Genomic DNA, 19,474 nt, shown 5'->3' on the forward strand with positions numbered 1-19,474 from the left:
AAATCAAATGACCGTCCAAGCCATCGGTAATGCATTGAGTACCAGTGATGCGTCCACGCTCTCCAACTCAGGAATCAACGAGCAGGACTTCATCAAGCTCTTTGTCAGCGAGCTGCAATTTCAGGATCCCATGCAGCCGCTCGATAACAGCCAGTTTCTCACCCAGCTGGCGCAATTCGTGAGCATCGAGCAACAGAGCGAGGAGGTGAGCGGCATCAATAACCTGCTCACGCTCGACTCGTCCGATCAGTCGCTTGGCCTGCTGTCCCATACCGTGCAAGTGGCCAATGCGGATGGATCAACCACTACCGGCAAGGTCACCGGCATCCAGTACACCAGCAATGGTGTGCAGATGACCATTTCCACTGGCACGAGCAATGGCGTCACGAATGTCGGCTTGTCCCAGATCCAGCTCGTCACTCCCTGAGGCTTGAGTCATGCCCAGCATCATGCAAGCGCTATACAACAGCGTGTCGGGTCTTTTCAGTTTCTCGCAGACGTTGAATACCATCAGCAACAACGTAAGCAACATGAATACGCCGGGCTTTCGCGGCAGCGACTCGTTCATGGAGAACGTGCTCGACGACGATGGATCGAAGGTCGCCGGCACCGGCTTTAACCTGAGCGAAGGCCAGATCGAGCAGACCAGCACGAGCACGGACGTCGCGATCGATGGGAAGGGCTTTTTCATCCTCAAGGATGCGCAGGGCGCCACCTATTACACGCGATCGGGCCAGTTTGAATTCAACGAGCAGGGGCAGCTGGTCGACTCCGTCAACAAGTATGTTGTTCAAGGCTATGCGACGGATGGCACCTATGGGGCCATCGATATCTCTTCGCTGGAGAAGCTCCCAGCACAGCCGACCACCAGTATTTCTATGGCGGGCAACATCGACCCGACCAGCCCTTCGGACACTGTAAACAATGTCACTGTGTACGACGCGCAAGGCAACGCCCACGTCCTGACCGTGGCGCTCACGAGCAATACATCGGTGACGGCGGGTAGCTGGAAGGTCAGTGTCACCGATGCCAGCGGTACATCGCTGGGGAGCGGTGAAATACGCTTCAGCACGGACGGCACGCTGCAGCCCGGGTACACCACGGTATCGGCCAGCGCAAACTGGGGTCCCACCGCCCAGGCATTGACGTTTAATTTTGGAACGGCCGGCGGCTTATCCGGTACGACGACGTTCGCGGGAACCACGTCCACACTCGCCGCCCAGGTCAAGGACGGGCACGGCGTCGTTGGCCTCTCCTCGGAGAGCTTTGATACCACCGGCACCTTGCAGCTCGCCTATTCCGATGGCGAGACCAAGGCCGGTCCGCAACTCGCACTGGCGACATTCCAGGATGAGTCGAACCTGCAGATGATCCAGGGAAATCTCTATCTGCAACCGCAGACCCAGATTGCCCAGGTCGGCCGGCCGAGTTCGACGGTGTTCGGCAAGATCGATGGCGGAAGCCTGGAAATGTCCAACGTTGACCTCACCCAGGAGCTCGCCGACATGATCGTGATCCAGCGGGGCTATCAGGCCAGCTCCCGGGTGATGACGGTATCGAGCGACATGCTCCAGCAGCTCTACGATTCGACGCGGGGCGGGTGATGATCGACGTTCCGCGTTTTGGTTGGCTCGGCGAATCCCGGCGCATCGAATTTCATGCGCTGCTGGTTCGCGAAATCTCCGAGTGGTCGCGCGACTGGTGGCTGGAGCATTCCTCGGCGGCGATCGACGTGTTCCCACTTGATGCGTGGGCACCCAGCCAAGAGTCGCTTGCTACATGGCGCCTGGGTACGGGGACGCTCCAGTTGGTCTCACTGAGCGGCGAAGCTGCGCTTGGAAGCCATCTGTCTGGTCATGCCGGTGACAACTCATCCGCGCTCGCTGCGCGCATCGGCAACCGAGCTCTGGCGGACTTGGCCCAGCGCTTGGCTCGTCGCGCACACGTGCCGCTTGGCGGCATGTCCGAAGGCGATAGCCCAAATGATGCCTGCCATCAGCTTGAGCTTGGCGCGTACTTGGCGACGGTGTCTCTGGGCAGGTTCACGTTCCTCCTCGCTATAGACCGGGCGGTTGCGGATCTGCTGGCGCCTGCGAAGAGTCCAGAGAAAGCCGCATTGGCTTCGCGCGCCCAGGCCATGAACGGCCTGGTTGTCGACCTGGAGGTGTGCATCCCTCTGGGCACGGCATCGCTGTCGCACTTGGACAATCTAGGCGTCGGTGAAGTACTGGTCGGCGACGCCTTGTTATCTGCGCCAGTCGAGATACGCGTCGTCGATGGCCAGGCCATCGCCTTCGCGACACTTGGCGAGAGGGATTCTTCCCGCACCGTCACGCTTACCCATTCCCTCTGAGCACGAAAACTTATGAATGAAGAAGTCGCTACCGCCGCCAATTCCATTGCAGGCAAAAGCGAGACTCAGGAAGTCGCGCCCCTCATCAAACGCAATATCGCCTTACTGGGCCATGTCAACGTCAAGCTCGAGGTGGTGGTTGGCCAAGCCAACGTATCGGTCGATCGGCTCTTTTCCATGGGCAAGGGTGATCTTTTGACGCTGGACTCCGGCCTGGATGAGCCAGTCTCGATTCGCCTGGATGGAAAAGTGATCGCGAAGGGACATCTGGTACCCGTTGGCGATCAGTTTGGCGTCAAGATCTCGGAGATCCTCTGACATGCTTCAAGGCGGAAGCATTGCGTTGGCGCTCGTGCAGGCCGCGCCCTCCGGGCTCCCTTTTCGCACTGAATCAGCCGTCTCCACGGACAGGTTCGTGCTCGCCATGCTCACCGTGACGCTGCTGCTTGTGGCATTGATAGCGGCGCTGTACGTCGCGCGCAAGAAGGGCTGGCTCGATGGCGTGATGCTCCGATCATCAGTCTCTCAAGGTGATCGGTCCGAATTGTCGTTACGCGCATCCAGGCGAGTCAGCACTTTCACCTCGGTCCATGTCCTTGCCAGGGGAGACCAGGAGTTTCTGGTCGTAGAGTCCGTTCGCGGTGCGACAGCTCAGATCCACATGATGTCGAATACTCTTGAAGGGCGGGGGGACGGTCTGTGAAGTGCCGCTCCTGGTACATGATCAGTGGCGCGCTGGCGTGCGTGCTCGCCAGTGGCGTAGCTCACAGCGAGCCGATGGCGGGGCTCATCAGTCGCCTGGCCAATGACGACTATTCGCCGGTTCTCCGGTCCTTCGTCATGCTGTCTGCGCTGGCGTTCCTGCCGCTGATGGTCATTGCGCTGACCAGCTTTACCCGGATCATCGTGGTGTTATCGCTGCTGCGGAGCGCGCTCGGCCTGCAACAAACACCACCAAACAGCGTGCTGTTGACGCTTGCTATTTTCCTGACACTGTTCTCGATGAACCCCGTGTTCGAGGCGGCGAAGCAATCCGCCATCGACCCTTACAGTCGGCACGAAATCCCAGCGGACGTGGCGATTGCCAAAGGGTTCGAACCGTTCAAGCATTTCATGGTGCGCCAAACTCGCGAGGAAGATTTGCGCGCCGTCGTGCAGATGTCGAAGCTGCCGATGCCCAAGTCGATCGATGAGGTTGGCGCGCTGCAGCTCATTCCCGCATTTATGCTGAGCGAACTTCGCACCGCCTTTCAGATTGGCTTCGTAATCTTTCTGCCGTTCCTTCTGATTGACCTGGTGGTCGCCGCCATCCTCATGGCGCTTGGCATGATCATGCTGCCGCCGACAACCATCAGCCTCCCACTCAAGCTGCTGCTTTTTCTCTTGGTCAACGGCTGGGCACTTTTGGCCCAGGCGCTCCTTAGCAGCTATCACTGAGGGGCCGCGGCTTGGATGCGCACGAACGTCAGCTATGGGACCGCTGGAAGGTCCATCAAGACGTTGACGCCAGGAGCGAGCTGGTTGTGCGCCACTCGGACTGGGCGCGGCAAGTAGCGCGCTCCGTGTATTGCCGAATCTATGGCATTTCAAGCATCTGGGAAGACTGCGCCCAAAATGCGTTCATCGGGTTGCTTGAATCGATCGACCGCTTCGACCCTGCCCGTGGCGTCGATTTTGAGCCGTACGCCAAGTTCCGTATACGCGGTTCCGTTTTCAACGGGCTACGACAGCTACTGCATCGTCCCGGACGCGTTGACGTCAAGGATGAAGCCCGCAACACGCTTCGCGAACGCGTCGCCTCGATGCAGGAGGATTCATCCGATGACCCACTCGAAGCTTTTGTAGCCGCGACGGTAGGGATGGGCCTTGGCTTTCTGCTGGATGCCCAGTCGCTGCCGTCGCCTAGATCTCAGTCGGACGCGTACACGGCAGTTGAAGAGCGAGAACGGGAGGCGCTGGTCTCTGAGTTCGTCAAGTTGCTACCGGAACGAGAGCGTTCCATCGTTGTCATGCACTACTACCACCACATTCCGTTCACCCAGATAGCTGAGAAATTGAATGTAACGAAAGGTCGCATCTCCCAGTTGCACAAGCAGGCGCTGGGACGCCTCCGAGTGCTGCTCCGCGATCTTTGGACCGAGTCAGCATGATTTGATTAAGGTTAGCGCATGGGTTTGCGCTTTCAATCGAAGTGATGGACATAGCCAACCTGAAATCCCCCGGGTAGCAGCGAAAGAATCCAGGGCGAATCGCGATGCGTGGCCCATATCCCGATGCCCGTTCCGATGGCCGCGCCTATCAGCACGTCGCTCTGCCAGTGCCCATGCGTTTTTACGCGAGCCACCGCGTCGTACGCGGGCAGGAGGGCAAGCAGGTAGACCGCGGGATGGTCGCTGCCATAGTTGACGATGAATGGCGTAACGGCGGCAGATATGGTTGCCACCTCGCCACTGGGAAAGCTCTCGGCGTGCAGGCCCTGGAACCACTTGTTTGGGTTATTGGTTTCCGACGGGCGCTCGCGCTGGAAGGTCCACTTGAGCGCTTGCGTGCTGACAGCGGTGATCGCCACGGAATCGACCGATCGCCAGAAGGTGTCGCCGAGTTTGTTGTCATCGCCAAACCAGAGCGCTCCCGCACCCACGGTGGCGATGGTTCCATAGAACAGGATTTGCTGATTGCTGCGCTTCCAGATGCCGCTGTTGTCATAGGTCACAGGGTGATCAAGACCCAGGATGCCGCTGCCCGCCCAGCTGGGGTTGCAGGCAAGCACGAGGACCAAGGCTGCGAGTTGTCGAATGGACATACGCCCTCCGGTCACTTCGGAACACCGTGTACGAGAAACAGCAGGTTGTTTCGCCACGCGCCGGCGGACACGACGGAGGCGCCGCAGCTGTTCAACAGCGCCTGCGCATTGGCGGCAGGGATGTCGCGATCGACCAGCAGCAAGGACGTTCCCTGTGCCTTGGCAGCGGCGCAGAGCTGAGTGCCCACGTCGGGGCTGCGCCACCAGATGCCGTAGACCGGCCGGTTGAGATAAAACCTGAGGCCCCAGAGGGTTTGTTCTTCCACGGCATAGGTGTCCGTGGCCTCTTCCAGAAAAAGCAGCGCACGGTAATCGGCTGCGCCCATCGTTGCCGCAATCTGTTTTGCTGCCTGGCGGTTGTCGACGTTCGTTCTGTAGCCGTAGGCCGCGATGGCCTTGGTCGCGAGCAGAAGCACGATCCATGTGGCCAGCAAGGCGATGGTCCGCTGGCTGCCTAAATCGAAGGTGCGCTCCATGCGCGATGCCGTGAGCAGGGCAAGAGGGAGAAACAGCGGCAGCAGATAGAGCGGCAGGCGCGACTGCGCGAGACAGAAGATGACGAAGGGCAGCGCAAACCAGAGCACAAGAAACAGCTCAATCGATTGCTCCCTGCGCCAACGGATCCACTGGGCGGGCTTGACCATGTCGCGGATCGACAGCGCAAGGCCGCGCCACCAGGGGATGGTTCCGAGCACGAGCACGGGAAGAAATGCCACAGCCCATCCAAAGGCTCCCGCATGGCGTTTGTGCATGGCGGTGAAGATGCGGCCGTACACTTCCTGATGAAGAAAATAGTGGAGCAGGCCGGGATAACGAAGAATGACCACGGCATACCAGGTGAAGCCAACCAGTACAAAGATCACCAGGCCGGCCGGATGAAACAGTCGAACGACGGCACGTCCACCGCCGCAGATCGCGGCGAAGGCGATGACCGAAAGCAGGGGGAGCAGGCCCGGAGGTCCCTTGGTCAAGAAGGCCAGACCAAAACCGAGCCACATCACGACCAATCCGTAACGTCGTTCGTCGTCGCTCTCAGGCCATCGGTGCAGGATGAAGCCGAGCACCGCCAGGCCCTCAGTCAGCGTCAGCAGCACATCCGTGCTGATGATGTTGGAACTGAAAAACGTGAACAGGCTGGTCGCATAGACCAGCGATGGAAGCCAGGGTTTGCCCGGGCTGGTGCGCTTGCCCATGGCGAACAGCAAGACCAGCGTCGTCAGGTAGGCGAGGGCGTAAGGCAGGCGCGCCGCCCACGCATTGCGGCCCAATAGCCGAAGCGACGCGGCAATTGCCCAATACGTCAGCGGCGGCTTGGAGAAATTGAGCGAAGCAGGACTATAGGCGGGGGCGAGATAGTTGCCCGAGTCCATCATCTGCAATGCAACGCCCACGTAGCGCCCCTCGTCGGGGCTCCACAAGCCACGAGAGCCCTGGAAGCCAAAACCAAGCAACAGGCCAAGCAGCAACACCCACGCCAGAGCACTGGTGTGGATGCGCGCGGCCGCTCGCGTAGATTCAACCGACACACTCAGGCTGCTGTTCATGCGTGACGACCGGTCAGCGATGCCCTGGTCGCCTCCCTTGTGCAAACGAAATTTGGTGGACGTTGGCAGGCAACGTTCCATGCGTTGCCGCCTTGTTGGCTCAGGCACTCGCTGGCAGAGGAAGGTGACTGGCTAAGACATGGCGTGATGGGAAACCGATCGAGAAACGTACCGGCCGTTGCGGGCATGGATGAAGCTCTGCGTTGGCGAATGTCTGCTTATCCATTTGCCAATTTCATGCCACGCCACTAAGTGGCTGAGCGAGCGTCCATTTGGACGCTGATAGCGCACCGCCAGCAGCATGCAAAACCTGCACCCTGCAATTTTCGTTTGCAAAAAGGGTAGGAGCGCGCGCTGGATCGCGCGCATCGCGTCACAGGTTTTCTTGAGGAAGCGCCTGCGCGAGGGCGTCTGCGGGCCATACGGCCAGCGATATGCCGCGGAACGGTTGGATATAGATGGCGTGTGCGCGATCAGCGTCGCTCAGGCGCCTGGGATAGATGATCACCAGGCCTTCGGGGTGTTGGTGCGCCCACTCGCCTAGTGCGTGGAGGCTATGCACCGATGCGACCGGCTGGGTCAGACGTCCGAGGAAGGTGTACTGCCCGTCGTTCGATTCGAAGTTGGCAACGGCTCGCCCCTGCTGCTGGGCAGTAGCAAGCAGGCGGGCCACGGGGGCGAAGTCGTAAGCGGGCCATAGCGTCATGCTGAAAAGCCCGTTGGCCGTCACCACGGCGAGCAGGCCTACGCCGGCCACACGGTACAGTTCTCCTCGTCGCGGCACGGCAAGCACCAACGCCAGCAGCAGATACAGCACGCCGAACGGGCGACTATGCGTGGCCAGCGTTGCAAACATCGGATCAACGAGGTGCCCATGGGCAACCAGCCCGTCCATGGTGATCAAGATGGCGCCAGCCATCGCCAATAGCAGCGCCAACGGCCATGGCGACCACCAGCGGCCAGGCCGCGCCTCGCGCAAGGACAGGCGGGCCAGCGATGCCGCGACCAGCACGGCAAATCCGGCAAACTCAGGCAGCAGGTAGTACGCCTGCTTGCCGCTGATCAACGAGAACGCCAGAAAAACAGAGCCGAGCCACGCAAGCAAAAACCGCAGGCCGGGCTCAAGCGGGCGACGCCAGCTAGCCAGCGCCAACCAGATGCGCGGCCATAGCGCGAACGGAAACAGCAGCACCGGCAGCAAGGGCAGGTACCACCAGAACGGTTGCGCATGAGCAAAGGCGTCGACAACGCGACCGGCAGTCTGATGTACCAGCAGCGTGTGTCGATAGACCTCGCCGCCACTCCACGCAGCCAATAAGGCCCACGTCAGCAGCACCCCGCACGCCGCCAGGCAGGCGGCGCCTCCTCGTACATACCACCGCCGCGCATCCCGCCGTGCGTATTCGCTCCACAAGGGAGCCAGCAGCCAGGGCAGCCCGACATGCAGCAGCATGACCGGTCCCTTGGTCAACAAGCCGAGGCTGAGCGCCAGGGCAAACCTGCCCAGACGCGGAGGTTCGCCATGCACCGAGGGTGCAAGGCAAAGCAGGGCCGCCAGTACGCAGTCGGCCAACAGGACCTCGTACATCACCTGCAGGCCAAACAGGAAGCCATAGGTAAGCGCGAGCACGATCCATGCCGTGCCGTGTGCAACCAGCGCAGTCCGTGGAAACAGTCGGCGCGCCAGCCGCCACGCCAGCACCAGCTGCAGTGCGCCGAGCGCCACTTCGAGCAGACGCGGCCACACATCACCGACGCCGCCGATCACCCAGCCCAACTGGATCAGCCACAGCAGCAAAGGCGGCTTGTCGCTATAGGGCAGGCCGTTGAGGTAAGGAACGAGCACGCTGTGGTGCGTCCACATCTCCCACGCCACCGACAAGGTGCGGGTGGAATGCATGGGCATGGGGCCGTGCTGAAAAATCGCGATAAGCGCCGCCACGATCCACAACGGTAGCCATGCCCAGGGCAGGCAGGACGCCAGGCGAACATGCAACGTGGTGCGAGGTGCGTGGGTGTCTGGAAAATTCACGGGCGACTCGGGAGCGTGGTGGCACAAGGACGGGAGGCAGGTGCATCAACGGTGACTGTCGATGCCGCCCCAGTCCTCGACGGCGCCCGTGGGCACCTGTCCTTGCCGGCACGCAGCAGCCACCGCGTCGCTGCGAAACAGTCGCCAGTCGCGCCCGCTGGTGATGCCTGCATCCACGGTTGCCGAGCGGAGGATGCATGGCCCCATCACGTCCGCCAGCACCAGCACCCAGCGCCGTTCCGGCGCCTGGGCCTGCCAGCGTATTGCCGACGCCAGCTGCTGATGCCAGGGCACGACAAAGCCGAAATCGGTGAGCGGTCGCGCAAAGGCAAGCGGCAGTTCTTCTTTCCAGGCGACCAGGGCGAGCTCGGCTTGTGGACCAATGGTCTGCTCGACGCGATTGGCCAATGTCGCCGGGGAGCTGGCGCGCGCCAGCATGGGTGCCATGCCGAGACCCCAGATCGCCCATACGCCGGCCATGCCGGCGAGCATGGCAACACCGGCGCGACGAGGGCGAAAGATCGCCGCCTGCAGCAACAGCCATGTGCCCAGGGCGATGCACATGCTCCACCACAGCGAGGCTTGCTCGCCCAATTGGCGCGCAGCGATGAAACGTGCGGTCGCCGCAGGATGGAAGCCAAGCGCAGCTACGCCGATACCCAAGGCGGCACTGCCGAGCAGGAGCAGAAACCCGATGGCGACGAACGACAGCCAGCGTTTGCGCAGCGCATCTTCCAGATACGGGCCCGCGCAAAGTGCCAGCATCGGCAGCGCCGGCATGATGTAGACGTCGCGCTTGGCCCGCGTCAGGCTGAAGAACACGATGACCATGACGATCCACGCCAGCGGCAGCAGGATGCGTGCATCGCGCGCCCGCAGCCGTTCCATCCAAGCCGGCGCCAGTGCGGGCAAGGCAAGGCTGAGCGGCAGCCACGAGGTGATGATCACCGTGAGATAGAACCATGGCGGCTGGAAGCTGTTCCAGGGATGCACGTAGCGATGGAGGGTCTGGTTGAAGAAGATATCGTGCAGATAGCTGCGCGCGACGTCGCTGTCGTCTGCGTGCACATAGAAAAGCAAAGGCACCATCCACAGCGCGATGGCCAAGGCGAAAGCCAGCAGGCCGCCCATCCAGTGCCCGACTTGGCCACGAAAGCCAGGCATCCAGAGCCAGCGACGCCGCGCGGCAAAGGCCCACGGCAAGAACATCATCAAGGCAAGAAAGCCGACACCCTTGGTGATGACGCCCAGGCCCGCGGCAAAGCAGCCGAGCCAGAATGCGCGCCAGTCCGGGCCCAGCAGCAGATGCCGCAGCAGACCCACATTGGCGAGCGTGATGAAAAACGTGACGGTCGGATCGATCTGTCCGCGCTTGGCCTGGAATACGAATTGCACCGTGCACAGCAGGGCCAGGCCGGCGAACATGCCGGCTCGATGCCCCCATAGCCGGCGCGCCAGGTCGTACACCAGCCACAGCGTACCCAGGGCGCTCAGCAACGAAGGCAGCAAAAATGCCACCCACCAGTTGCCCGTGAGCGTATACGACAGCGCTTGCATGGCCATGAACAGCGGTGGCTTGTCCGAATACCAGTCGCTGCCGCGATGCGGAATCAGCCAGTTTCCCGACGCCACCATTTGATGCGCCACCAGTGCGAAACGGGGCTCATCCGATGGAGTGGGTCCGCGCAGGCCGATGCCCGCCGCGAGCAGCAGCAAAGCACCCAACATCAACAGCCAGCGCTCCAGTCGATCGCGTGACCAGGCCGTCGCCGGAGCATCGCTGGGTGCGTATCCCGACCTGGGTTGATGCGGGGACATCACGTCGGCACGCTCTGCAGAAGGCTCGCCAGGCGTGCGTAGTGGTTCCGTCATGGTGCCCATGCCCGCTCGAGGAACAGGTCTTCGCCCGCCGTGGCTGACACGTCCCCCGGTGACGACCCGAACACGGGACGCCCCAGCAAATCCGGGTGCGCCGCCACTACGCGGCAAGCGACTTCGCGTGCGGAAAGCCCTTGCGTGGGCAGGGAGCAGTTGCCCTTTCCGTAAGGGGCATACACCGAGGCATCGGTGACGCAGAACATGCCGACCGTGGCCACGCGCGATGCCACGGCCAGATGCATCACGCCACAATCGGCCGTGATCATCAGGTCCATGCCTGCCATGACCGCGCCCATGCGGCGAATGTCGGAGGAGTAATAGCCCGGCCATTCGGCGCCCAGCATGGAATGGCCGTGCATGGGGATCAGCTCGAGCATGCTCGCTGCCGGACATAGCGTCTTGAAGGTGTCGATGAACTCGCGCCACCACTCCATCGGGTAACGCTTGGCGCCCGTTGCATTGGCGAACACGCCGACCACCGGGGGCGAACTGGTCTGGCGCGACACGGCCAGCAGTTCGCCAATCACATGGCGTCCGTGGGACCGCTCGACATCCGTCAATCGGATATCCAATGGCGGATAGCCAGGCTCCTCGCCCTGGCTGCGGCCCAGCGCCCAGCGCAGCAGGTTGACCGGGCGTTTGGCCATATGCTGCATTGCGATACTGGTCGGCGCAGCGTGGGTGAGACCTGCGCGCAGGGGAGTGTCGCTGAAGCCCAGCTTGTACGTTCCCTGGAGCAGGCGGGTGACGGCGCGACTGAAGCCCGAGCCCAGGCAAGGGTCGATGATCAGGTCGTAGCGGGTACGGCGCACGCGATGCAGCAGGTGCAGGAAGGGCAGCGGGTGCTTGAATCCGCGCCTGGGCAGGCAATAGACGTTGCGGACGCTGAAGAACGTCGCGAAGATTTCTTCGGCGATGTCTCCCTCGGAGATCACGTCGATCTCCGCGCCCTTGAAGTGCCGCTCAAGCTCCGCGATCAGCGGCGTGAGCAGGATGGTATTGCCAAGACGATGATTGGGGCGGCAGACCAGGATGCGAAAGATGCCTTTGCGAGGCAGCGGCTCGTTGCAATGGAGTGTCTTGGTTTCGTTCAAGCGGCACCGGTAGGCATGAAGGAGGCATGAGGCGAATTCCGCTCCGGGCTCATGCCGAGATCCGCGCAACTACCGCCAACCGCATCATGCCCTAAGAAGGGTGCAAGAAGTTGACACAGAGAAGACAAAGGATCTGGTAGCTCGCAGCCGGACAGTGCTGCGGTGCGATTTTCGTGCCACCGGTGCAAGTGGCTGATCATTCGATGAAAGAGCACACCGGGCAGGATCCAGCGAGCGCGCGGCATCCTGCAGAGTGCAAAGTTTGTCTGCAATGATTGGCGCGGCGGCCGGGTGACTCAGGGCGCAGGATGTTCCGGACAGATCGGAAGATCTTCGGCCTGGTGCGCCGGCAGGGTGATGGTGAGCACGACGCGCACGCTGGCATCTGCCTGGCAGGGTTCCACGTAACCAATCGCACCCGGCGTGGTCGCCACAAAACGGACCACGGCATCGGCCGAGGCGAGCACGTAAGGCGGACTGACACCCTGGAAGTATTGCCGATCCCAGTAGTCCTGCAGCTGGGTGTCGTCCATGTGCAGCAGCGCGCGCGAGAACGCTACGCGCATCGGCGCGCGGCTGGGGAAATTGACCGGCGTCAGCCGCTGCCCCTTGCCGTCCACAAAGATCTTCTTCAGATACACGTTGCGCACCGTGTTCTGATCCAGCGTCATCTGCGGCCCATCAAGTGCCGTGATGATCGCAATCTGCGGCTGTGCGGCCCAGGCCGAGCCCGCCCGCATCAGCAGCGCACTGATGATCAGCCAGGTGGACCATTGCCGAAGTTGTCCGCGCATGGGGGCGACGCTCAGAACAGCACCGCGACGGACGCCAGCCAACCGGTCGGCGCGAGCAGCTCGTTGTGAGAGCCATCGCGATATTCGAGTTTGAGCACGACCCCTTCAACCGGCTTGAAATTGATGGCCGTGGTGCGGATAGTGCTGGTTTGGGCGGGCGTCGATGATCGGTAGCGCTCGTAGCGGCCGATCAGGTACAGCCGTCGCCATAGCGGCACCTCTGCCTGCACGAAGCCGCCTCGCTCATCGGGGCGGTTACTGGTGCTGCTGCGGTAAATGCCTTCGCCCGTGAGGCTCACGTAGCGGCTCGTCCAGCTGAAATCGATGCCGTTGAGCCAGTATTTTTCGCGAGGCTGCTGCAGCTCGTAGTTCAGCGTGGAGGCGCCGATACTCAGCGAGTCGCCCAGCAGGTGGTAGAGCACCCGGCCACCAATGGCCTGGCGAAAATTGTTCTGCAGCGTCTCGGTGGTGCCGAAGTTGGTATACGCACTGTCCTGATCGCGGCCGATGTTGAGGTTCTTGCTGTCATCGGCAAAGACCCAGTAGTCGAGGTCGTTGCCCTTCACCGGAAGCGTGCCGAACATCATCGCGCCGTTGGTATGGAGCGCAAACGCAGCCGAGGTCGACAAGGGACGCGATACCGTCCAGGTCAGCGGGTCGGCATGCACCAGATTCCACTCGCCCACGGGCGTGAGGAACTTGCCAAAGCGGAACGTGATGGCCTGGTTGGCGTGGTAGTCGGCGTACAGGCGCTCGATGTCGAGCTCGGCGTCGTCATCGTCGGTGCGCCCGGTGCTGTTGACCGGGTTGGTGGCTTCGATTTCGCTGAAAAGCTGCCAGCGCGTGCCGATGTCCTGGGTGATGAACAGGCTCAGATCGCGCACGTTGTAACTGGTCTTGGTGCCCTGGACGCTGAAGAAATTGAGGTCGGCATAGCCGCCGACACGCAAGCCCACGCCAGGAAAGTACAGGCCCTGGCCCAGCGTATAGGGCGCCGGTTGCCAGCTGCCGTCGCCATCGTCCGCGGCCATCGCGCCCGAGGCGTAGACCAGGCCCAGCAGCAGGGCGACTGCGCCAGGGAGCGAGTGGCGGCGAGGGTGCCTGTTCATCGGTCATACCCACCAACATGGAATGGAATCGAGCCGGCACGCCTGGTTTGGGCGGCAGACACAGCGAAACGAAAGGCTGGCGAGCGACTATTTCATCGGAGGGGCTCGGCACTGCGGCGGATTCTGCGACAGTGCAGGGGCCGCCGCAAAGGCGTGCCATCCAGCTCGGGCGGCGACGCACTCCCATCATCAGCGCGACGACAGCACTTTGACCACACGATCAGCCCTGTTCCGCCTGCTGTTCCTGACCCTGCTGGGCACCGTCATGGTGGTTGGGGCGCTCTCGTTCTATCAGTTTCGCAGTGCGCTCAGGTCGGAGATCGCCGGCAACCTGCGATTTGGCGCCAGCACCGTGATGCAGCGCATCGACACGCTGCTGTTCTCGCATATCGAAAACATGCGCGTGTGGAGCGGGCTGGAGGTGATGCAGGACATCCGCGTCAACGATGTCGACAAACGCCTCTCACACTTCCTTTCGGATCTGCATGCCGGGCAGGGTAACGCGTATGCCGCGCTGCTGTGCACCGACGAACACGGACGCGTGGTGGCAGCCAGCCAGCCTTCCCTGATTGGCACGGCGGCGCCGACCGGTGCTGTGTGGCGCCCCATTTCGGGTGCTCGCCTGGGTGGCGCATCCATTGCCCAGACGTGGGGCGCTGATGGCCAGGGCGCCATCTTGCGTACGCCGGTTGCCAATACGTTTGGCCAGGGCAGTATCGGCTACCTCTACGTCGTGCTGAACTGGCAAGCCGTGCAGGCGCTGCTGGACGAGGCCGTGGGTCACGGGTCACGAGGGCTCCTGCTGGTGGACGATCACGGTCGCGTCATCGCTGCCTCCGCTGCCTTGCGGACACGCGCCGTCCTTTCGCGCCTGCAACTGGATTGGCGCCTGCCGGCGCAGGGGGCGTTGTCCTATGTCCGCGACGGCAGTGCGCTTGGCTATGGCACTTTGTTGGTCGGTATCGCCACGTCGACGGGCTATCAGCAATTCCAGGGCCTGGGCTGGCATATCGTGATGATGGAGCCGACCTCGGTTTCCTTTGGCCCGATCTGGCGCTTGCTGTGGGCAATGCTGGCGGTGCTGGTGCTGACCTTGCTTGCGGGATTGTGGATTTCGTCGCGACTGGCCAATCGCATTGCGCTCCCCATCGTGGCCCTGACTGACTTTACGCGCAGCTTCCGTCAGCGCGACGCTGCGTTGCCGCAACTGCCGGCCACCCATATCTCCGAGATCCACGAGCTGCATCGCGCCTATGCGGAGATGATCGACGCCTTGGCGCGTTCACGCGAGCAGGTCGTGCGTGCAGGCAAACTCGCCGTGGTCGGTGAGATGGCCGCCATCATGGCGCATGAGGTGCGAACGCCCATGGGCATATTGCGCAGTTCCGCGCAAATGCTGCAGCGGCAACCACACTTGGGCGAGCGCGAGCATGAGCTGATCGGCTTCATATTCAGCGAGACCGAGCGGCTCAACCGGCTGGTCACGTTGTTGCTGGAATGCGCGCGCCCGGCGCCGCCCGATTTTCGTCCGCACGACTTGCACGCCATCGTCGACAGCGTGCTGGGCTTGCTAGCCTCGCGGGCGGACAAGGCCGGCGTTTCCCTGTCCAGCCACTTTGCCGAACCGGTGCTGGTGTTTCCCTGCGATCGCGAACAGATCATGCAAGTGCTGCTCAACCTGGTGTTGAATGCACTGGCCTTCGTGGGTGAGCACGGCCGTGTGCAGGTGGCCACCCGCTCCGATGCGGCCGCGGTGTGGATCAGCGTGATGGACGACGGTCCCGGCGTTCCCGAATCGCTGCGGCAGACGATTTTCGACCCCTTCTTCAGCCGTCGAGATGGCGGCATCGGCCTGGGCCTGACCATCGTGCAGCAGGTGGTGCATGTGCATGGCGGCGAAATCACCGTAGGCGAGAGTGCCTGGGGTGGCGCCTCCTTCAATCTTCGATTCGCAGTGGATGGGCAAAACCGATGAACGCCAGGCGGATACTCGTGGTGGACAACGAGGCGAAGATGCGCCGCATCCTCGAATTGTCCCTGAAGTCGCTCGGCCATGACGTGCTGGAAGCCGGTGACGGCATGGAAGCGCTTGCCGTCATCGAGAAACAGTCGGTCGACCTGGTGCTCACGGATCTGCGCATGCCGCGGATGGATGGCATTGCCTTGCTTGAGGCCTTGCGCGAACGCAACCAGGACGTGCCGGTCATCGTCATGACCGCCTACGCCACCATCGAGACTGCCGTGGCCGCCATGAAACTTGGCGCCGTCGACTACATCATCCGGCCGTTCGAGATGGAGACCGTCGAGATGGCGGTGACCCGAGCGCTGGCCATGCAGGCCGTGCAGCGCGAGAACCTTTTTTTGCGTGAGGAGATATCGCGAGGCTGGGGCGAGTTCATCGGCGTCAGCCCGGCCATGCAGGCGCTTTACGAGCTGATCCGCCAAGTGGCGCCAACGCGCAGCAATGCCTTCATCGTCGGGGAAACCGGCACCGGCAAGGAATTGGTGGCACGCGCCATCCATGAGGCATCGGGCCGGCAAGGTCTCTTCGTGCCCATCAATTGCGCGGCCATTCCTACGGAGTTGCTCGAGACCGAACTGTTCGGCCATATCAAAGGCGCATTCACCGGCGCCTTGCGCGATCGCGTGGGCAAATGCGAGCTGGCCAGCGGCGGCACCATCTTTCTCGACGAGATCACCGAGATGCCCACCAGCCTGCAGGCCAAGCTGCTGCGCGTGCTGCAGGAAGGACGCATCGAGAAGCTCGGCGCCAATGCGGCGATACCGGTGGACCTGCGTGTGGTGGCGGCCACCAATCGCGAGCCGCAAGAGGCGGTCGAAGCGGGCATGCTGCGACGCGACCTTTATTTCCGGCTCAACGTGGTGCGCGTCGACGTGCCGAGGCTGCGTGACCGCCACGGCGACATGGTCATCCTGGCCAATCACTTCCTCAACAAATACTCGCTGGAACTGGGGCGCGCCACGCCCCGATTGTCAGTGCGTGCACTTGAGCGACTGGAAACCTACGACTGGCCGGGCAATGTACGCGAGCTTGAGAATCTGATGGAGCGCGCCGCCGTGCTCTGCCGCGACGGTGAAGTTGGCGCCGCGTTGTTGCCGGCCGAGCTTTCGCGCGAGCCGACGGTGCCGCCGCCGCACGTCGCGCCACCGCCCGAAGGCTCTCTGGCCTTGAAGGATCGCGTCGAGTCCCTGGAGCGCCAACTCATCGGGGCCGCCTTGGCGCGCAGCGACAACAACAAGGCCGCCGCGGCGCGCCTGCTGGGCGTCAGTGAACGCACGCTTTGGTACAAGCTCAAGACGTATCAGATGTAGCGTTGCATTCATGCTATCGAAGCACTCTCTTTGAGGCCGTCGGCTGAAGAGTGCGCGCAGCTGGAGACGCCGTATCGGCCGCGCAAGCTGCTTGGCCATGAGTAGACGCAGCAGAAAAAGCGGCCTGCTGTACCAGGTGATCGAACCTTGACGCAGGGGCTGCATCGATGTGGCCGACGGCCACCGCCTGTTCGATGAGTCGTGCGCGGGAGAATCTGCGCAATCGGGCAGGCGTTGCATCTGTGTAGCAAGACTACAACCACTAGCTAATTGAACTGAGTATCCGTGGTGGTAGCGTCGCAAAGGTATGTTGCGCCATCTGCGTGCTCGGCGGGCGCATCTGGCAGTAGAAGGCCAGGGGTTTCGTAAGTCGTCTGCGTCCGCATAGCTCAGCGGAAGAAAGAGGCCTGTGCCTTAGCTTCGCATCGCGGTGTTGCGCGGACACGGCGCGATCGTCGAATGGGCTCCGGAGTGGCGGGGATGGGTCGCAGGGAGTGCGCCAAGCGTTCTTGCATCGATCACCGGTTACAGCGGCGGAGTCAGCCATGAGCCAAGTCGTTGGAAAAGACGCCAGCATTTACGAAGTCGTGCGGATTCCCAAGCCGGCATTTCGCCCACTGAAGGTCTATGCATTCGACCCCAGTGCGGGACACTACGTGGGCAACCGCATGACGGTGCGCGTGACCTACGAGCCCTTGGCTCCCGGTCCGGTGGGCGAGCGATTGGCTGTCGTCGACTACGATTATTCGCAGAAGACCTATTATCTGCCGGTAAATCTTGACGATCTTCGGCTCGTCATGCCCGGCGGCCTCGAGCCCAACGAAGGTGATCCCCGCTTTCATCAGCAGATGGTGTACGCCGTTGCGAGCGAGATCCTCCAGCGATTTGAAAACGCGCTGGGACGCCGCATCCGGTGGGCCCGGGCAGCGAAGATGAAATCAGGGCGCAACCAGTCGAAGCTGTTTCTCTTTCCACACGCGATGGTCGGCGCCAATGCGTTCTATAGCCGGGCAGTCCAGGGCATTGTGTTTGGATATTTCCGCGCAAGCAAAACCGACCCTGGCGCCAACCTCCCAGGTCAAGTCGTCTTCACGTGCCTTTCCCACGACATCATTGCGCACGAAATGACGCATGCCATCGTGGATGGCATACGGCATTACTTCATGGAGCCGACCAATGTAGATGTTGTGGCCTTCCACGAGGCCTTCGCTGATATTTCGGCGCTCTTCTGTCATTTTTCGCACAAGGATGTCTTGCTCGATTCGCTGCAACGGACTGGCGGAAAGTTGTATGAGAAGAATTACGGACCCGAAGCCGGTCCAGATACAAGCACGCCCGAGCCAACCAAGGCCACCATCCAGGCGCAGCTATCCAAAGCCAATCCACTATTGGGTCTGGCGCTGCAATTTGGCGAGGCATCCGGCATGCGGTCGGCTTTGCGCAGCGCGCTGGGCACGCCTCCCGATCCCAACGACTTGGCCACGAAGACGGAGCCCCACGAACGTGGTTCGATCCTTGTCGCTGCGGTGTTCGATGCCTATTTTTCGATCTACACGCGTCGAACGGCCGACCTGTTCCGGATCTTTCGTGCAGGAAGTGGTGGCACCAATCCCGTGGATTTGCCCCAGTCTCTCGCGGGGCGCCTGGCGGAAGAGGCGAGCCGCACGGCAGAAGAGTTCTTTACGATTTGCGCTCGCGCGCTCGACTACTGCCCGCCAGTGGATATCGTGTTTGGTGACTTCTTGAGAGCGCTGCTGACGGCTCATGCGGATCTGTATCCCGGTGATCCCGATGGCGTCCGCAACGCCTTCATGGAGGCGTTTCGACTGCGCGGCATCGTGCCGCAGGATGCGAGTTTCTTTTCGGAAAACGCGTTGTTGTGGCCGCAGGTCGATGCGGATGCGCTTGATCCGGTCGAGGGCTTGACCTTCGGCGACCCCAATGGACTGACCGACCAGGAAAAGAACGACAACGGCAGTGTGCTTCGAGCGTACGCCAAGGAACATGCCAAGAAACTTGGATTTCCCGATGACCATGGGCCCATCGATGCACCATCGTTCCATCCCATGTTTCGCATCGGCCCGCAAGGCGACCTGATCGTGGATATGGTGGTTGAGCTGGTGGAGACCTGTCCACTGGATACGGACAATCCCGAGGGCGCGCCTTTCCGTGGCGGAGTCACTTTGCTGATTTGGCAAGAGGCGCTGGTTAAGGGAAAGCGTCCACCGCCACGCATCCATTACGTCATACCCAAGCATCGTGATGCCGATCGGGCCACCCGTCAGCGCATGTACAGCGCAAGGCTTACCGGTGCATTGGACGATCACGATCACGATCACGACGACCAGCGCTCGCCCAAAGCTGCCAAGCCAGTCCCGATGCGGATCGACTTTGGGCTCATCCACGCAGGGCTATAGCCATGGCCAGCCAACCCAGGAATTCTCGCCGCGTGCGCACGAGCCGAGCGTCGGCCGGTGCAGTTCATCGTTCGACAAGCAAGACAGCGGCAGCGAAAGTGACCAAGACAGTGGCGC

At 61.9% G+C, this 19,474-nt stretch carries 17 protein-coding genes; 10 read left to right on the plus strand and 7 right to left on the minus strand.

The window, feature by feature from the left end; genetic code table 11:
* Window positions 1–7: 7 nt before the first annotated feature.
* The 7 genes from AC1DKY_RS09745 (at window position 8) to AC1DKY_RS09775 (ending at window position 4,503) form a co-directional block, all read left to right on the plus strand.
* Window positions 8–427, plus strand: a complete 420-nt coding sequence (locus tag AC1DKY_RS09745) for a flagellar hook capping FlgD N-terminal domain-containing protein (RefSeq protein WP_441603805.1) — start codon at window positions 8–10, stop codon at window positions 425–427.
* A gap of 10 nt (window positions 428–437) precedes the next feature.
* Window positions 438–1,604, plus strand: a complete 1,167-nt coding sequence (flgF, locus tag AC1DKY_RS09750) for a flagellar basal-body rod protein FlgF (RefSeq protein WP_441603806.1) — start codon at window positions 438–440, stop codon at window positions 1,602–1,604.
* The gene (locus tag AC1DKY_RS09755) at window positions 1,604–2,353 is read left to right on the plus strand and encodes a FliM/FliN family flagellar motor C-terminal domain-containing protein (protein ID WP_441603807.1); all 750 of its coding nucleotides are present in this window, start codon (window positions 1,604–1,606) and stop codon (window positions 2,351–2,353) included. Before flgF ends, AC1DKY_RS09755 begins: the two co-directional genes overlap by 1 nt.
* 12 nt (window positions 2,354–2,365) lie before the next feature.
* Window positions 2,366–2,671, plus strand: a complete 306-nt coding sequence (locus tag AC1DKY_RS09760) for a FliM/FliN family flagellar motor switch protein (RefSeq protein ID WP_441603808.1) — start codon at window positions 2,366–2,368, stop codon at window positions 2,669–2,671.
* 97 nt (window positions 2,672–2,768) lie between these two features.
* Complete coding sequence (locus AC1DKY_RS09765; RefSeq protein ID WP_441603809.1) at window positions 2,769–3,056, plus strand: hypothetical protein; 288 nt, start codon at window positions 2,769–2,771, stop codon at window positions 3,054–3,056.
* Window positions 3,053–3,790, plus strand: a complete 738-nt coding sequence (gene fliP, locus AC1DKY_RS09770; RefSeq protein ID WP_441603810.1) for a flagellar type III secretion system pore protein FliP — start codon at window positions 3,053–3,055, stop codon at window positions 3,788–3,790. Before AC1DKY_RS09765 ends, fliP begins: the two co-directional genes overlap by 4 nt.
* 11 nt (window positions 3,791–3,801) lie before the next feature.
* Complete coding sequence (locus AC1DKY_RS09775) at window positions 3,802–4,503, plus strand: sigma-70 family RNA polymerase sigma factor (RefSeq protein ID WP_441603811.1); 702 nt, start codon at window positions 3,802–3,804, stop codon at window positions 4,501–4,503.
* Window positions 4,504–4,535: 32 nt separating this feature from the next.
* On the opposite strand, the gene AC1DKY_RS09780 is transcribed toward AC1DKY_RS09775, so the two are convergent.
* The 7 genes from AC1DKY_RS09780 to AC1DKY_RS09810 all read right to left on the minus strand — a co-directional run bounded on the left by AC1DKY_RS09780 (window position 4,536) and on the right by AC1DKY_RS09810 (window position 13,607).
* The gene (locus AC1DKY_RS09780) at window positions 4,536–5,156 is read right to left on the minus strand and encodes a phosphatase PAP2 family protein (protein ID WP_441603812.1); all 621 of its coding nucleotides are present in this window, start codon (window positions 5,154–5,156) and stop codon (window positions 4,536–4,538) included.
* 11 nt (window positions 5,157–5,167) lie between these two features.
* Complete coding sequence (locus AC1DKY_RS09785) at window positions 5,168–6,700, minus strand: ArnT family glycosyltransferase (protein ID WP_441603813.1); 1,533 nt, start codon at window positions 6,698–6,700, stop codon at window positions 5,168–5,170.
* Window positions 6,701–7,073: 373 nt separating this feature from the next.
* Complete coding sequence (locus AC1DKY_RS09790) at window positions 7,074–8,606, minus strand: ArnT family glycosyltransferase (protein WP_441603814.1); 1,533 nt, start codon at window positions 8,604–8,606, stop codon at window positions 7,074–7,076.
* Window positions 8,607–8,777: 171 nt separating this feature from the next.
* Window positions 8,778–10,604, minus strand: a complete 1,827-nt coding sequence (locus AC1DKY_RS09795; protein ID WP_441603815.1) for an ArnT family glycosyltransferase — start codon at window positions 10,602–10,604, stop codon at window positions 8,778–8,780.
* Window positions 10,601–11,704: a glycosyltransferase family 9 protein gene (locus AC1DKY_RS09800; RefSeq protein WP_441603816.1), complete on the minus strand. Its 1,104-nt coding sequence runs from the start codon at window positions 11,702–11,704 to the stop codon at window positions 10,601–10,603. The genes AC1DKY_RS09795 and AC1DKY_RS09800 overlap by 4 nt, the downstream gene beginning before the upstream one ends.
* 296 nt (window positions 11,705–12,000) lie before the next feature.
* Window positions 12,001–12,498: a hypothetical protein gene (locus AC1DKY_RS09805; RefSeq protein WP_441603817.1), complete on the minus strand. Its 498-nt coding sequence runs from the start codon at window positions 12,496–12,498 to the stop codon at window positions 12,001–12,003.
* Window positions 12,499–12,509: 11 nt separating this feature from the next.
* The gene (locus AC1DKY_RS09810; RefSeq protein WP_477179907.1) at window positions 12,510–13,607 is read right to left on the minus strand and encodes a porin; all 1,098 of its coding nucleotides are present in this window, start codon (window positions 13,605–13,607) and stop codon (window positions 12,510–12,512) included.
* Between the two features lie 208 nt (window positions 13,608–13,815).
* Between AC1DKY_RS09810 and AC1DKY_RS09815 the strand changes: the two genes are divergently transcribed.
* The 3 genes from AC1DKY_RS09815 (at window position 13,816) to AC1DKY_RS09825 (ending at window position 19,357) form a co-directional block, all read left to right on the plus strand.
* Window positions 13,816–15,582 (plus strand): sensor histidine kinase, encoded by a 1,767-nt coding sequence (locus AC1DKY_RS09815; protein ID WP_441603819.1) that lies wholly within the window; start codon window positions 13,816–13,818, stop codon window positions 15,580–15,582.
* Window positions 15,579–16,940: a sigma-54-dependent transcriptional regulator gene (locus tag AC1DKY_RS09820; protein ID WP_441603820.1), complete on the plus strand. Its 1,362-nt coding sequence runs from the start codon at window positions 15,579–15,581 to the stop codon at window positions 16,938–16,940. Before AC1DKY_RS09815 ends, AC1DKY_RS09820 begins: the two co-directional genes overlap by 4 nt.
* 545 nt (window positions 16,941–17,485) lie before the next feature.
* Window positions 17,486–19,357: a gluzincin family metallopeptidase gene (locus tag AC1DKY_RS09825; protein WP_441603821.1), complete on the plus strand. Its 1,872-nt coding sequence runs from the start codon at window positions 17,486–17,488 to the stop codon at window positions 19,355–19,357.
* Window positions 19,358–19,474: the final 117 nt, after the last annotated feature.

This window comes from Dyella sp. 01N448, from assembly GCF_056399225.1.

Excerpts from the sequence above, each read along its gene's own strand:
- AC1DKY_RS09745 (WP_441603805.1), top strand. The coding sequence starts at position 8 with ATGACCGTCCAAGCCATCGGTAATGCATTGAGTACCAGTGATGCGTCC.
- flgF (WP_441603806.1), top strand. The coding sequence starts at position 438 with ATGCCCAGCATCATGCAAGCGCTATACAACAGCGTGTCGGGTCTTTTC.
- AC1DKY_RS09755 (WP_441603807.1), top strand. The coding sequence starts at position 1,604 with ATGATCGACGTTCCGCGTTTTGGTTGGCTCGGCGAATCCCGGCGCATC.
- AC1DKY_RS09760 (WP_441603808.1), top strand. The coding sequence starts at position 2,366 with ATGAATGAAGAAGTCGCTACCGCCGCCAATTCCATTGCAGGCAAAAGC.
- AC1DKY_RS09780 (WP_441603812.1), bottom strand. The coding sequence starts at position 5,156 with ATGTCCATTCGACAACTCGCAGCCTTGGTCCTCGTGCTTGCCTGCAAC.
- AC1DKY_RS09785 (WP_441603813.1), bottom strand. The coding sequence starts at position 6,700 with ATGAACAGCAGCCTGAGTGTGTCGGTTGAATCTACGCGAGCGGCCGCG.
- AC1DKY_RS09790 (WP_441603814.1), bottom strand. The coding sequence starts at position 8,606 with ATGCCCATGCATTCCACCCGCACCTTGTCGGTGGCGTGGGAGATGTGG.
- AC1DKY_RS09795 (WP_441603815.1), bottom strand. The coding sequence starts at position 10,604 with ATGACGGAACCACTACGCACGCCTGGCGAGCCTTCTGCAGAGCGTGCC.
- AC1DKY_RS09805 (WP_441603817.1), bottom strand. The coding sequence starts at position 12,498 with ATGCGCGGACAACTTCGGCAATGGTCCACCTGGCTGATCATCAGTGCG.
- AC1DKY_RS09810 (WP_477179907.1), bottom strand. The coding sequence starts at position 13,607 with ATGAACAGGCACCCTCGCCGCCACTCGCTCCCTGGCGCAGTCGCCCTG.
- AC1DKY_RS09820 (WP_441603820.1), top strand. The coding sequence starts at position 15,579 with ATGAACGCCAGGCGGATACTCGTGGTGGACAACGAGGCGAAGATGCGC.
- AC1DKY_RS09825 (WP_441603821.1), top strand. The coding sequence starts at position 17,486 with ATGAGCCAAGTCGTTGGAAAAGACGCCAGCATTTACGAAGTCGTGCGG.